The organism is Streptomyces sp. NPDC003035 (assembly GCF_042888285.1).
Taxonomy (GTDB): domain Bacteria; phylum Actinomycetota; class Actinomycetes; order Streptomycetales; family Streptomycetaceae; genus Streptomyces.
Genome location: NZ_JBIAPJ010000004.1, coordinates 81,191 through 94,423 on the forward strand (window position 1 = coordinate 81,191; position 13,233 = coordinate 94,423).

At 71.7% G+C, this 13,233-nt stretch carries 17 protein-coding genes; 3 read left to right on the top strand and 14 right to left on the bottom strand.

Features of this window, described 5'->3' with window-relative positions:
• Positions 1-21: 21 nt before the first annotated feature.
• From ACFYV5_RS13490 to ACFYV5_RS13515, 6 genes are all read right to left on the bottom strand, one after another.
• Positions 22-768, bottom strand: a complete 747-nt coding sequence (locus ACFYV5_RS13490; RefSeq protein ID WP_355113424.1) for an ABC transporter permease — start codon at positions 766-768, stop codon at positions 22-24.
• A 14-nt stretch (positions 769-782) separates the two neighbouring features.
• Positions 783-1,730, bottom strand: a complete 948-nt coding sequence (locus ACFYV5_RS13495) for an ATP-binding cassette domain-containing protein (RefSeq protein WP_355113138.1) — start codon at positions 1,728-1,730, stop codon at positions 783-785.
• Between the two features lie 88 nt (positions 1,731-1,818).
• Positions 1,819-2,460: a PadR family transcriptional regulator gene (locus ACFYV5_RS13500; RefSeq protein ID WP_389168916.1), complete on the bottom strand. Its 642-nt coding sequence runs from the start codon at positions 2,458-2,460 to the stop codon at positions 1,819-1,821.
• 77 nt (positions 2,461-2,537) lie between these two features.
• Complete coding sequence (locus tag ACFYV5_RS13505; protein WP_389168063.1) at positions 2,538-3,077, bottom strand: DinB family protein; 540 nt, start codon at positions 3,075-3,077, stop codon at positions 2,538-2,540.
• A 100-nt stretch (positions 3,078-3,177) separates the two neighbouring features.
• Positions 3,178-4,635 carry an aldehyde dehydrogenase family protein gene (locus ACFYV5_RS13510; RefSeq protein WP_355113144.1) on the bottom strand — a complete coding sequence of 486 codons (1,458 nt, stop codon included), beginning with the start codon at positions 4,633-4,635 and terminating at the stop codon, positions 3,178-3,180.
• Between the two features lie 114 nt (positions 4,636-4,749).
• Positions 4,750-5,622 carry a helix-turn-helix domain-containing protein gene (locus tag ACFYV5_RS13515; protein ID WP_389168067.1) on the bottom strand — a complete coding sequence of 291 codons (873 nt, stop codon included), beginning with the start codon at positions 5,620-5,622 and terminating at the stop codon, positions 4,750-4,752.
• A gap of 289 nt (positions 5,623-5,911) precedes the next feature.
• Between ACFYV5_RS13515 and ACFYV5_RS13520 the strand changes: the two genes are divergently transcribed.
• Positions 5,912-6,415, top strand: coding sequence for an ATP-binding protein (locus ACFYV5_RS13520; RefSeq protein WP_389168070.1), 504 nt, complete (start codon positions 5,912-5,914; stop codon positions 6,413-6,415).
• A gap of 75 nt (positions 6,416-6,490) precedes the next feature.
• Here the strand turns inward: ACFYV5_RS13520 and ACFYV5_RS13525 are convergent, their stop codons facing one another.
• The 5 genes from ACFYV5_RS13525 to rpmG form a co-directional block, all read right to left on the bottom strand.
• Entirely contained in the window at positions 6,491-6,703 is a 213-nt protein-coding gene (locus ACFYV5_RS13525) for a DUF397 domain-containing protein (RefSeq protein WP_030219358.1), read from the bottom strand.
• A 156-nt stretch (positions 6,704-6,859) separates the two neighbouring features.
• Positions 6,860-7,099, bottom strand: coding sequence for a 30S ribosomal protein S18 (rpsR, locus tag ACFYV5_RS13530; protein ID WP_137988604.1), 240 nt, complete (start codon positions 7,097-7,099; stop codon positions 6,860-6,862).
• Between the two features lie 3 nt (positions 7,100-7,102).
• Complete coding sequence (locus tag ACFYV5_RS13535) at positions 7,103-8,242, bottom strand: CobW family GTP-binding protein (RefSeq protein WP_389168073.1); 1,140 nt, start codon at positions 8,240-8,242, stop codon at positions 7,103-7,105.
• The gene (locus ACFYV5_RS13540) at positions 8,242-8,496 is read right to left on the bottom strand and encodes a type B 50S ribosomal protein L31 (RefSeq protein ID WP_355113151.1); all 255 of its coding nucleotides are present in this window, start codon (positions 8,494-8,496) and stop codon (positions 8,242-8,244) included. The genes ACFYV5_RS13535 and ACFYV5_RS13540 overlap by 1 nt, the downstream gene beginning before the upstream one ends.
• 7 nt (positions 8,497-8,503) lie before the next feature.
• Complete coding sequence (gene rpmG, locus ACFYV5_RS13545; protein ID WP_026252351.1) at positions 8,504-8,668, bottom strand: 50S ribosomal protein L33; 165 nt, start codon at positions 8,666-8,668, stop codon at positions 8,504-8,506.
• Positions 8,669-8,731: 63 nt separating this feature from the next.
• On the opposite strand from rpmG, the gene rpmB reads away from it, so the two are divergent.
• Positions 8,732-8,968, top strand: coding sequence for a 50S ribosomal protein L28 (gene rpmB / locus ACFYV5_RS13550; protein WP_355113154.1), 237 nt, complete (start codon positions 8,732-8,734; stop codon positions 8,966-8,968).
• Positions 8,968-9,273: a 30S ribosomal protein S14 gene (gene rpsN / locus ACFYV5_RS13555; RefSeq protein WP_355113156.1), complete on the top strand. Its 306-nt coding sequence runs from the start codon at positions 8,968-8,970 to the stop codon at positions 9,271-9,273. The genes rpmB and rpsN overlap by 1 nt, the downstream gene beginning before the upstream one ends.
• Positions 9,274-9,314: 41 nt before the next feature.
• Here the strand turns inward: rpsN and ACFYV5_RS13560 are convergent, their stop codons facing one another.
• The 3 genes from ACFYV5_RS13560 to ACFYV5_RS13570 all read right to left on the bottom strand — a co-directional run bounded on the left by ACFYV5_RS13560 (position 9,315) and on the right by ACFYV5_RS13570 (position 13,210).
• Positions 9,315-11,375 carry an FUSC family protein gene (locus tag ACFYV5_RS13560; RefSeq protein ID WP_389168079.1) on the bottom strand — a complete coding sequence of 687 codons (2,061 nt, stop codon included), beginning with the start codon at positions 11,373-11,375 and terminating at the stop codon, positions 9,315-9,317.
• Positions 11,376-11,702: 327 nt separating this feature from the next.
• Positions 11,703-12,842 (bottom strand): DUF2786 domain-containing protein, encoded by a 1,140-nt coding sequence (locus ACFYV5_RS13565; RefSeq protein WP_389168082.1) that lies wholly within the window; start codon positions 12,840-12,842, stop codon positions 11,703-11,705.
• Positions 12,821-13,210: a helix-turn-helix domain-containing protein gene (locus ACFYV5_RS13570; RefSeq protein WP_355113161.1), complete on the bottom strand. Its 390-nt coding sequence runs from the start codon at positions 13,208-13,210 to the stop codon at positions 12,821-12,823. Before ACFYV5_RS13570 ends, ACFYV5_RS13565 begins: the two co-directional genes overlap by 22 nt.
• Positions 13,211-13,233: the final 23 nt, after the last annotated feature.

A 13,233-nucleotide genomic window follows, 5' to 3' on the forward strand; every position in this document is an offset into this window, starting at 1 on the left:
CCACGCTCCCCTCACCTTCCCCTACGCGCTCAGCCGCCTGAACTTCCGTACCGCCAGCGGGAAGAAGACCGCGAGCAGCACCAGCGGCCACACCACCGCCGCCATCACGTGCCCCGGCTCGCCGCCCGGGTTGCCGAAGAGGTCCCGTACCGCCGTCGCCGTCGCCGACATCGGGTTCCACTCCACGGCCGTGCCCAGCCACCCCGGCATGGACTCGGGCGAGGCGAACGCGTTGGAGAGGAAGCCGAGCGGCCAGACCAGGATCTGGACGGCCTGCACCAGCTCCGCCCGGCCCGCGACGAGCGCCAGGAAGATGCCGATCCAGAGCATCGCGAAGCGCAGCAGGAGCAGCAGCCCCACGGCCCCCAGGAAGCCCCCGAAACCGCCGTGCACCCGCCAGCCGATCGCGTACCCCACGCCGATCATCAGCAGCAGTCCGGCCGCGGACTGGAGCATGTCGGCGACCGAACGCCCCACGAGCACCGCGCCGTCGGCCATCGGCATCGAGCGGAAGCGGTCGATCACACCCTTGTCGAGGTCCCGCGTGACGGCCGTCATCGTGCCTTCGAGGCCGAAGACCATGGTGAGCGTGAGCATGCCCGGTACGAGGAAGTCGACGTACGCGCCCTCGATCTCCCGCCCTCCGCCGACGAGGTAGCCGAACATCAGCAGCATCATGATCGGGAAGATCAGTCCGACGACCACCTGGACCGGCTGCCGCGCCCAGTGCGCCAGCTCCCGCCGGGTCATGGTCCAGCAGTCGCTCATCACATACGCCGCGCTCACGCCGCCACCTCCTTCTCACGATCGGTCAGGTGCAGGAAGACCTCGTCGAGGGTCGGGCGGCGCAGGGCGATGTCCTCCGCCTCGATCCCGGCCGCTTCCAGGGCCCGTACGGTCTCGGCCAGCGCCGCCATCCGGTCCGTCACCGGGGCGCTGATCCGGCGCCGGTCCTTGTCGACGACCGCCTCGGAGCCGAGGGCCGGCAGCAGCCGTGCCGCCTCGTCCAGCCGCCGCCCGTCCCGCAGGACGACGTCGATGCGGTCCCCGCCGACCCTCGCCTTCAGCTCGTCGGCCGTGCCGTCGGCGACGACCCGGCCGCGGTCGACGACCGAGATCCGGTCGGCGAGCTGGTCGGCCTCCTCCAGGTACTGCGTGGTCAGCAGGACGGTCGTCCCTCCGCCGACGAGCGAGCGCACCGACTCCCACACCTCGCCCCGGCCGCGCGGGTCGAGCCCGGTCGTGGGCTCGTCGAGGAACAGCACGTCCGGCTCGGTGACCAGCGAGGCCGCGAGGTCGAGCCGGCGTCGCATCCCGCCGCTGTACTGCTTGACGGGCTTGCGGCCGGTGTCCGCGAGCCCGAAGCGCTCCAGGAGTTCGTCGGCCCGCGCGCCGGCCCGCCGGGCGCCCAGGTGGTGGAGCCGCCCGAACATCTCCAGGTTCTGCCGGCCGCCGAGCTCCTCGTCGACGGCCGCGTGCTGACCGAGCAGCCCGATCCTGCGCCGCACGTCGGCGGCCCGGGTCCGGACGTCGAAGCCGGCCACCCGCACCAGGCCCTCGTCGTGCCGCAGCAGCGTGGCCAGGATCCGCACCGTCGTGGTCTTGCCCGCGCCGTTGGGGCCGAGCACCCCGTGCACCGTGCCGGCGCCCACGACCAGGTCGAGACCGTCGAGCGCCTGCTTGTCCCCGTACCGTTTCCGCGCGCCTTCGACGACGATCGCGTCAGTCATCCCGCTCCTCCCGTCGGGCCTCACGGCCCGGTAGTCAAATTTGACCACCGCCGAACGTATGCCCGCCCTCGCCATTAGTCAAACTTGATTAATCCCGATACTCGTCCGGCGTCCCCGTCGCGAACGGGTTCTCCTCGCCCTCGGCGAGCACGCCCACGAAGGGCTCCCCGCCCTCACCGGCGAAGGAGTACGCACCGGCCTCGATCCGCTCGATCAGATCGAGTGTCCACTCCTTGCCCGCGTCCGCCGAGTGCACCCAGAGGTGCATGATCTCGCCGATGTGCCCGAGCTGCTGCGGGCCGCCCTCGGGGGTGTAGTACGAGGTGACGGCCGCCCGCCACTCGTCCAGCGCCCGCACCCGTCGCCGCAGCAGCTCCACGACCTCCGCCCGCGGGAGGTCCACGATGAACCCGATCCCCGCCGACAGGACGTCCATCTTCTGGTCGTACGTGGTCAGCGCCTCGCGCAGCAGCGCGAAGTACTCCTCCGTACCCTTCTCGGTCACCTCGTACTCGGTCCGCGGCGGGCCGCCCGCCGTGCTCGGCGCGATCTCGTACGCGTGCAGCAGGCCTTGCTTGGCCATCTGCTTGAGCGCGTGGTAGATCGAGCCGGGCTTGGCGCTGGACCACTCGTGCGCGCCCCAGAACTCCAGGTCGTTACGGACCTGGTAGCCGTGGGCGCGGCCGTGCTGCTTCACCGCGCCCAGGACGAGGAGCCGGATCGCCGACATCCCCACCACCTCCCTCGTCAATTTTGACTAGGGTACGAGGCGTACGAGGCGTACGAGGCACACGCGGCGCCACAGGGTCAACCCCGCTGCTCCCGGGCGATCAGCGAGAACGAGTCCTGGCCGTCCAGGGACTCCCGGATGATGTCCGCGTGCCCGGCGTGCCGGCCCATCTCCTGGACGAGGTGGAGCAGCATCCACCGCACCGAGACCCGCCCGTCCTTCGGGAACCAGGGCGCCGACGGCAGCGGGAAGGTGTCGTCCAGGCTCGGCACCTCCCGGACGAACTCCTCGGTCTCCTTCTGGACGCCCTCCCAGAAGGTCAGCACCTGCGGGATCGTCTCCTCGTCCGTCAGCCGGAAGGCCTCGCCCCAGGTCTCGCGGGTGCGCTGCCGCTCGTTCGGCCGCTGCTGCGCCAGGCGCAGCCAATTCAGCTCGACCTCCGCGACATGCTTGATCAGACCGGACAGGCTGAGCTCGCTCGCGCTGGGGCGGCTCGCCGCCTGCTCCTCCGTCAGCCCGAGGACCGCGCGCCGGAGGGCGGCCCGCTGGGCCTCGACGAAGTTGAGGAACGCTCCGCGCTCGTCACCCTGGGCCTCCGCGGGAACAAGAGCAACCATGGTCGTCCGCCTTTCATGTCTGAACGAAGGATGGGTGCCGGAGGGCCTTCGCCCTTTCCGACACCCATCACGTTACGAACCGTGTAGGACAGTTGCTGTCCTAGAAGGGGAACCGGCTCCGGCCGTGCTGGATCGAGATCCACTTCTGGGTCGTGAAGGCGTCGATCATCGCGTCGCCGTTCAGCCGGCCGATACCGGAGTGCTTCTCGCCACCGAACGGCACGATCGGCTCGTCGGCCACCGTGCCGTCGTTGATGTGGATCATGCCGGTGTGGATGCGCTGGGCGACCCGTACACCGCGCTCGATGTCACCGGTGTGGACGGCGCCGCTCAGGCCGTACGGCGTGTCGTTGGCGATCCGTACCGCTTCCTCCTCGCCGTCGAAGGGCACGATGAGGGCCACCGGGCCGAAGATCTCCTGGCTCAGCACGGGCGCGTCGGCCGCGAGGCCGGTCAGGACCGACGGGGAGACGACGTTGCCGTCCGCCGAGCCGTGCAGCAGGGCCGTCGCGCCTCCCGCCACCGCCTGCTCGACGACGGCCGACACCGACTCCGCCTGCTGGGAGTTGATGAGCGGGCCGATGTGCGTGGCGGGGTCGGCCGGGTCGCCGACGCGCAGCGTCTTCACCTTGGCGACGAACTTCTCGGTGAACTCCGCCTCCAGGGTGCGGTCCACCAGGATCCGGTTGGCGGCCATGCACACCTGGCCCTGGTGCACGAAGCGGCTGAAGACGGCCGCGTCCACCGCGTAGTCGACGTCGGCGTCCTCGAGGACGATCAGCGCGCTGTTGCCGCCGAGTTCGAGGACGGCGTGCTTGAAGTTCTGCGCGCAGACGGTGGCGACGTGGCGGCCGACCTTGTCGGATCCGGTGAAGGAGATGACCTTCGGGACGGGGTGGGTCAGCAGCGCGTCGCCGATCTCGGCGATGTCGGTGACGACGACGTTCAGGAGCCCGGCCGGCAGTCCGGCGTCCTCCAGCACCTTCGCGACGAGCGTGCCGCCGCAGATCGGCGTGTTCTGGTGCGGCTTGAGCACGACCGCGTTGCCGAGCGCGAGCGCCGGGGCGACCGACTTGAACGACAGGAGGAAGGGGAAGTTGAAGGGGGAGATGACACCGACGACGCCGACCGGGAGTCGGTAGACGCGGTTCTCCTTGCCGTCGACCGGGGAGGGCAGGATCCGGCCCTCGGGGCGCAGCGCCAGCTGGATGGCCTCGCGCAGGAACTCCTTGGCGAGGTGCAGCTCGAAAGCCGCCTTCAGGCGCGTACCGCCGAGCTCCGCGACGATCGTGTCGCCGATCTCCTGCTCGCGCTCCTCGACGATCCGCAGGGCACGCTCGAAGACGAGCCGCCGGGTGTACGGGTTCGTCGCGGCCCACTCGCGCTGGGCGCGCTCGGCTGCGCGGTAGGCGCGGTCGACCTCGTCGGCGGTGGCGACGGTGATCGAGGCGAGCTTCTCCCCGGTGTAGGGGTTGAAGTCGATGATGTCCCACGAGCCGCTGCCGGGCTTCCACTCGCCGTCGATGTACTGGTGGGCCAGGTCGGTGAAGTAGGACATGTACGAGACCCCTTAACCCGCGGTGGCGGACTCTGTGGCGACGGTGACCAAGGTGACGACTGACGTCCGACGCCTCACGTCTGACGTCTGATGCCACGTCATCGTACTGACGTCCTACGAGAGTTGAAGGAGCCCGCGGAGAAGATCGCGACTTTCGGCCGGATCGGGACTGTCCTGGCGCAGCCGCTCCATCACGCGCGCGTACTGGGCGACTTCCTCGCGCTTGTCGAGGTAGAGGGCGCTGGTCAGCTGCTCCAGGTAGACGACGTCGGAGAGGTCGGACTCCGGGAAGCTCAGCATCGTGAACGCGCCGCTCTCGCCGGCGTGCCCGCCGTAGCTGAACGGCATGACCTGGAGCGCCACGTTGGGGTGCTCGGAGATCTCGATCAGATGCCGCAACTGCCCCTGCATCACGGACCGGTCGCCGTACGGACGGCGCAGCGCGGCCTCGTCGAGGACGGCGTGGAACATCGGCGCGTTCTCGGAGACGAGGACCTTCTGGCGCTCCAGGCGCAGCGCGACGCGGCGCTCGATCTCGGCGCGCGGGGCGCCGGGCATACCGCGGGTGACGACGGCATGTGCGTACGCCTCGGTCTGCAACAGGCCGTGGACGAACTGGACTTCGTAGACGCGGATGAGGGAGGCGGCGCCCTCCAGGCCGATGTACGTCTGGAACCAGCCGGGCAGCACATCACCGAAACTGTGCCACCACCCGGCCACGTTGGCCTCGCGGGCGAGCCCGAGGAGCGAGCCGCGCTCGGCCTCGTCACTGACGCCGTAGAGCGTGAGCAGATCCTCGACGTCCCTGGCCTTGAAGCTCACCCGTCCCAACTCCATGCGGCTGATCTTGGATTCGGACGCGCGGATCGAATAGCCGGCCGCCTCGCGGGTGATGCCGCGCGATTCGCGCAGCCGCCTCAGCTGCGAACCCAGCAGGATGCGCCGCACGACGCTCCCGCTCGCTCCGCTCGATTCGACTGCGGTCACGGCTCCAGCCTCTCCTTCGCGGTCTCGGGCCCCCGGATTCTGCCACTAAACGCTTCAGCCCGTACACATCCGATTACGCAAAGGCGGCATGTTCAGGGCGACTTGCTGATCAAGGCGAAAGTAGGCGGCAGAAGATATGCACAGAATCGGCGCGGGGAGGGACAGGTCCGGCGCGTGCACGTGCATCTGCCCTTGCATCCCTTGGTCGCATTCGGAACCATGGACCCCGCGCAGCTGCGTACTCGTTCGTGTTGTCGCACCACAGACGCGATTCCCGGGAGTGCCTCGCATGGGGACGAATGGATCGACCATGCTCGAGCCGTTGCGGCAGGGGCTTCCGCCGATCGACGCCGCTGCCGTCTCCAGCTCCGCCTCCTGCGCCCTTCCGCCGCGCTACGAAGCGGTGCGCGGCGCACGGAAGTTCACGCAGTCGACCCTCGCGCAGTGGGAGCTGACCGAACGTTTCGACGACGTCGCCCTGGTCGTCTCCGAACTCGTCACCAACGCCCTGCGTCACGCGCTGCCGTCGGGCACCTCTCAGGACGAGGACGGCCGGCACGCACCCCCGGTCCGCCTGCACCTGATGCGCTGGACGAGCCGACTGGTGTGCGCGGTGCGCGATCCGAGCCACCGGAGCCCGGAGGCGCGCGACGGGGACGAGGACTTCGCCGCGGAGTCCGGGCGGGGTCTGTTCCTGGTCGATTCCTTCAGCGACGGCTGGGGATGGCACCCGCTGGCCGGGACGCTCCAGGGCAAGGTGGTCTGGGCGCTGTTCCGGCTCGGGCCGGAGTGAGGCGTGTACGCGGGAAGGGCCCCGGCGCGGATGCCGGGGCCCTTCGTTCCCTCGTCCGTGCGCGGTCGGCACACGTCACACCAGGTGGTCGAACTCCCCGTCCTTGACCCCGAGCAGCAGCGCCTCTATCTCGGCGGGCGTGTACACCAGGGCGGGACCGTCGGGGTGGCGCGAATTGCGTACGGCAACGTTGCCACCGGGCAGCTTGGCGAACTCCACGCACGACCCCTGGGAGTTGCTGTGCCGACTCTTCTGCCACACGACACCGCGAAGCTCCGTGGCCGCCATGCCGTTGTACGCGTGATGCGCATGATGCACTGGTAGCTCCCCGAGATGCCTGGTGCAGGTGTCAACTTCCTCGGATCATAGCTGCGTTCATTTGCCCATGCATGAGCAGATGCACGTGCACGCGGCGTGGCGTAGTGACTACGCGACTCCGTGCACTCAGCGCGCTACCGACGAGTAAGGCAAGAGTGCCATCTCCCGGGCGTTCTTGACGGCACGGGCGATCTGCCGCTGCTGCTGGGCGCTCACCCGTGTCACCCTACGGCTCCGAATCTTCCCCCGGTCGGAGATGAACTTCCGCAGCAGATCGGTGTCCTTGTAGTCGATGTACGTGATGCCGTCGCGGTCCAGCGGGTTCGGGCGCGGCTTGGCGGGCTTGCGGGGGGACTTGGGGGGCACGGGTCAGACCTCCAGAAGGTTGTCGAAGGCGGGCGGGAGCTGTTTCCAGGCCTCGCGCCCGGCGGCGTACTCGGCGTCGGTGAGCAGGCAGGAGTCGAGGACCTCGGCCAGGCCCTCGCGGTCCAGGCCGGGTGAGGTGAAGACCAGGTGCTGGCAGCGGTCGCCGTGCTCCGGGTGCCAGTCCAGGGCGGCGGCCGCCCGGCGGATCGGCGGGACCATCTCCCACGCGGCGTCGGGCAGCGAGGCCAGCCACGGGCCGACGCTCTCGACACAGAGCGCGCCTCCTGCGGCGTCCCAGTGGAGCAGGGTGTCGGGCCTGTCGGCGAGCCAGAACCGGCCGCGGCTGCGGGCCGCGGCGCAGGTCAGGTCCTCCAGGGCCGCGTACAGCCGCTCGGGGTGGAAGGGGCGCGTGTGGTGCCAGACGAAGGTGGCGACCCCGCTCTGGTCGGCCTCCTGGGGAAGCAGCGCGCAGGCCGGGTGCTGGGCGGCCGCGGCGGCCTCGACGTCGAAGCCGCCGAGCGCGGCGGAGGCCAGCTCCGTACCGGAATCGACGGGGACCTGCCGGGCGGTGGGGTGGAGCTGGGCGAGGAGCGCGCGGTCCTCGTCGTCGGCGTCGGGGCTGTCCACGACGGCCAGCACGGGCGCGTACTCCAGCTGGCGCGCCCAGGTGTCGGCGACGGTCCGCTGGTCGGTGGCCGCGGCGGCGAGCCCCGCGTCCGCGAGGTCGTCGCCGTTGCCGAGGTAGGGCAGGACCAGGGCCGGGTCGACGGCGGTCAGCACGGCGGTGAGTCGGAGCCCGGCCGCGGCGACGACCTCGGCCATCGCCTTGGGTTCGACCGAGTCCCAGAGCTCGACGACGGCGAGCCGGGTCAGTCCGGCATCGGCGAGCCGCTCCAGCTCGGGGACGAGGTCCTCGCGCAGGGCGCAGCAGGCGCAGTCGTTGACGAGCGGGGTCTCGTCGGTGGACAGGACACCGGTGGCGTCGCGGACGGTACGGGCGACCGTCCCCGTCTCCGGGGCCGTCGCGAGGTCGTGATGGAGCGCGACGCTGCCGGGGACGGTGGCGAGGAGCCGGTCCACGGCGGCGCGGCGGGCGTCGGAGTGGAGCCCTCCGACCAGGGCGACGGAGAGGCCTGCGGTCATCAGCGAGCCTCGCGCCGTCCGTAACGCTTCTCGAAGCGCTCCACCCGGCCGGCGGTGTCGAGGACGCGCGCGGTGCCGGTGTAGAAGGGGTGGCTCGCGGAGGAGATCTCGACGTCGACGACCGGGTAGGTGTTGCCGTCCTCCCACTCGACCGTCTTCTCGCTGGTCAGCGTGGAGCGGGTGAGGAAGGCGAAGCCGCCGGCCTTGTCGCGGAAGACGATCGGGCCGTACGGGGGGTGGATGTCGTGCTGCATCGGGTGCTCAGCGCTCCTCTCGGAAGTCGACGTGACGGCCGACGACCGGGTCGTACTTGCGCAGGGTGAGGCGGTCGGGGTCGTTCCGGCGGTTCTTGCGGGTGACGTAGGTGTAGCCGGTGCCGGCGGTGGACCGGAGCTTGATGATCGGGCGGAGTTCGTTGCGGGCCATGGTGTGTAGAGTAAATGAACATGGTTCCCATTACCAACAGCCGCCCGGAGAGGTAGGTCACCCTTGTCCGCCCACTGCCAGCTGACCGGCACACAGCCCGGATTCGGCAACCGCATCTCGCACTCGCACCGCCGTACGTCACGGCGCTTCGACCCGAACATCCAGAAGAAGCGCTACTGGCTGCCCAGCGAGGGCCGGTACGTCCGGCTGACGCTGAGCGCCCGCGCGATCAAGACCGTCGACACGATCGGGATCGAGGCCGCGGTGGCCCGGATCCGCGCGCGGGGGGTCAAGGTCTGATGGCGAAGAAGAGCAAGATCGCGCGCAACGAACGGCGGAAGACCGTCGTGGAGCGGTACGCCGAACGGCGGGCCGAGCTGAAGGAGATCATCCGCAGGCCGTCCACCCCGGAGGCCGAACGCGAGGCGGCGATGCGGGAGTTGCGGCGGCAGCCGCGGGACGCGAGCGCCACCCGGGTACGCAACCGGGACGCGGTGGACGGCCGGCCGCGCGGGCACCTGCGGAAGTTCGGCATCTCGCGCGTACGGCTGCGGGAGCAGGCGCACGCCGGGTTCCTGCCGGGGGTGCGCAAGGCATCCTGGTAGCGAAGGCGGCGGGCCGGGGGGCTTCCAGGCTTCGCGGGACGTCAGGGCTTCGCGGGGCCGTTCTCTTGGGAGAGCGCCTCGGAGAGCGCGTCCAGGGCTTCGAGCAGCAGGGGCGCGCTCTTGCGGAGGAGGGGCTCCTCGGGTGGTTCCCAGGTGGCGAGCGTCGTCCGTACGTCGTCCCAGTCCGGCACCTTCCGCTCCCGTACGGACTTCGCGCCCCGCTCCGTCGCCCGGCGCAGCGCCTCGGCGAGCGTCGCGGCGGCGGGCACGGGCGGGGCGCCGCGCTCCGGCAGGTGTGCCTCCATGAGCATGGCGACCCTGCCGAGCTGGGCGAGGGCGTGCCCGGCGTCGTCCGCCGCCGCGCGCGAAAGACCCCGGTGGCGCACCGGCTCGTGGGTCGCCCGGTCCAGCGCCTCCTGCCAGGCGATCCGGGCCGTCCGGGTGTCGAGCAGCGCCTCGCGGACGTCCGGGCAGGACGAGCCTGCCGGATCGGCGTAGTGGGCGACGACGGAAGCGGCGTAACGGCCGTCGGCCACCAGCCAGTCGGCGAGCCGACCGCGCAGCCGGGGCGTCTCCCAGGCCGGGTAGACGGCGTACGCGAGCATGGCGAGGACCCCGCCGAGGAGCGTCAGGACCACGCGCTCGAAGACGGTCTGCGTCCACTCCGAACCGCCCATGCCGAGCAGGAACACGACGTAGGCGGCGACGCAGACCTGGCTGACGGCGTACCCCGTGCGCATCAGCAGGTACATCCCGAAGGCGCACAGGACGGAGAGCGCCGCGGAGAAGTACATGTCGGGGTGCGCGCCCTGGACGACGCCGGTGGCCAGCGCGACGCCGACGAGCGTGCCGCCGAAGCGGGCCACGGAACGGGCGTACGTCTGTGAGAAGTCCGGGCGCATGACCATCACGGAGGCCATCGGGGCCCAGTAGCCGTGGCCCAGGGGGAGCGCGGAGCCGAGGACGTAACCGGCGGCGGTGACCGTGGTGACGCGGACGGCGTGGCGCAGGATCGGCGAGTCGCGGCGCAGTTCGGCACGCATGCGGGCCGCGACGACGGGCGTGAGACGCAGGAGGCTGGGGCGGGAGCGGGCGTCGGCGGCGGTCTCGGTGCGGGGTTCGGCGGTCTCGACGACGTCGTCGAGGAGCGCGGCGAGGCGGACGGCGGCCCGGCGGGGAGGGCCGCTGAGGATCGCGCCGGTGTCGGGGGTGCGGAGGGCGGCGAGGGCGGCGGGCGGGAGGTCGACGGGTTCGCCGTGCCGGATCGCGTGGGCGGCGGCGTCGAGTACGGCTCCGGCGGCCGCGAGCAGCTCGCGGACGCGGTCGCGTTCGGGCCCCTCGGCGGAGGCGCCGACGGCCGGGTCGGCGAGGGAGGCGAGCACGGGACGGATCCGCTCGGCGAGGGCGCGGGCGCCGTGCAGCTCGGCGGGGCGGCGCCGGGCCTGGCGGGCGGTGACGGCGGCGGCGCTGCGGGCGGTCATGAGCGGGACGGGGTCGAAGGCGGCGGTCGGGTCCTGGCGCAGGCGCCGGGCGTAGTCCGCCTCGGCGGCGAGCGCGTCGGCGAGGGCGTCGCGCTGGGCGCCCCAGCGGCGGACGGGGAGCAGGACGACGAGGGCGGCCTGGACCAGCCCGCCGACGGCGATCATGGCGGCGTGGCCGGCCGCTTCGGCGACGGAGGTGGGGAGGGTGACGGTGACCAGCATCATCGCGACGTTGGAGGAGGCGATGATGCCGACCGTCGGGCCCGCGGTCCAGGCGAGGCCGGCGAGGAAGGTCCAGAGGGCGAGCAGACCGAGGAAGAGGGCGGGGTGGGCGCCGGCGTTCGTGACGTACCCGAGGAAGGTGGAGACGGCGAGGCTGGCGCCGGAGGCGAGGGCGAGGGTGGGGCGGGGACGCCAGGACCGCTGGAAGGTGGCGATGGCGGCCTGGAACGCGCCGAACGCGGAGGAGACGGCGACACCGGGTCCGAAGAGCGCGAGGGCGGCGCCGACGACGAGGGCGAGACCGAGGGCGGCGCGGGCGGCGACGAGGGGTTCGAGCCGCCGCCGCTCGACGGCGAGGCCCGCGCGGGTGGTGTCCTTCAGGGCGCGGAGCCAGCTCATGGGCCGAGCGTATCCACGAAGCGGGGCGTTTCGGTGCTTTCGGGGCCCTGCCCCCGCCGGTTGTGGGCAGGCGTTCCCCTGGGGCGCCGCCCCACCCCCCCTGCCCTCGTTGTGGGCAATCGTTCCGCATGGGGGTCCCCCAGGGCGAAGCCCTAGGGGGCGGAACGGGTGGGCACAACGCGACGGCGCCCTTGCCGGGCCCAGGCTCCCGGTGCCTGCGGTACCCGCGGGTGCGGCGCCGTCGTGGGTTGTGCCCACCCGTTCCGCCCCTGCGGAACAGTTGCCCACAACCGTGGGAGGGGTGAGGGCGGGCACCGGAACGCAGGGTCACTCCACCTCCGGGTGGCCCCTGCCCAGGCCCGCTCGGTCGGCGGCCGTCGTGCCGTGGGTCCAGCCCGCCTCGTCCCACATCGCGCGGACGCGCGTCGTGCGGGTCTCGGGGAAGAGTTCGTCCGTGCGTGAGGTGACCGCCACCTCGCGGGAGGCGAGCGCCGGGAGCAGGGTCGGGGTCTCCGACGCCACGCGGCGCGAGGTCGACGCCAGCCGGGCGCCCAGGCGGTTCGCGTAGGCGAGCAGGAAGGACTGCCGGAAGGACTTCGTACGCTTCCGGCCTCCCGCCCGCTGCTCCGCCTCCGCCCGCGTCATCGCCGCCGTGCCCTGGACCAGGAGCGAGGTGTACAGCAGCTCCACCGGATCCAGGTCGGCCTCGAAGCCGACGACCGTCGAGAAGCCGTACGCCTCGCTCCACACCGCCCGGCAGTGGTTCGCCGCCGCGACCGCGTCCAGCAGGATCGCCTTGGCCTGTTCGTACGGCGGCTCCACCCCGATCCGGATCGCCCCCGGGGTGTCCCCCGTCTGCGCCCGCGCCGCCAGGGCCGCCTCGTCGAGGCTGTGGCGGGCCATCAGCTCCTGCGCCTTGGCCGTCAGCGCCTCGGCCTCCTCCGGGTAGCCCGTCGCCTCCGCCTTCGCGAGCAGGGCCCGCACCCGCGTCAGCATCCGCGGCTCCCCCGCCACCGCGGCGGGCAGCGCGTCGCCCGGCACCGGGCCCACCGGTTCCAGGGACGGCAGCCGGACCAGCAGCCGGTACAGCTCCAGGGAGGTCGTCGCCGAGGAGAAGCGGTCCGCGCGGACGGGGGTGGTGTCCAGGTCGGCGAGCTGCGCCGCCCAGCGCGCCGGCAGGCGCTCGTAGCGCGCCGTCTCCGAAACGATCAGCCCGCCGAGGAGCCGCACGTGCTCCTCCGCCAGATCCCGCCGCACCAGCCGTACGACATCCGCCGGCTGCCAGCCCCGCTCCCACGCCCGCCGGACGAACTCCTCACCACGACGCGACAGTTCCGCGTCCGCCGCCCGGTCCGCCGCGAGCAGGGACGCCGCCGTGTCCAGGGCCGTGTCGTCGTCCGTGTACAGGGCCTCGAAGGCCTTCTCGACCGTACTCCTGGTCGTGCTCACGACTGCTTCGCGTCCCATTCCTCACGCGCCCGACCGATCACCGCACGGTGGTCGAGCGACCAGTCGATCAGCTGCTTGATCAGGTGGGTCATGCTGTGACCGGTCGCCGTCAGCGCGTACTCCACCTGCGGCGGCGTCGTCGGATACACCGTCCGCGTCACCAGCCCGTCCCGCTCCAGGCGGCGCAGGGTCAGGGTGAGCATCCGCTGCGAGATGCCGGTGACCAGCCGCTGCAGCTCCTTGAACCGCCGCGCCCCCGCCGCCAGTTCAACCACCACGTGCACGGTCCACTTGTCGCCGAGGCGGTCCTGCACATCCCGTACTCCGCACTCCTCCGCGCAACTCACCAGAGGCTCGGTGGTTACCTCCGTGTGCCCCTCGTACATGAATGTGCCTCCTTATGCGATCC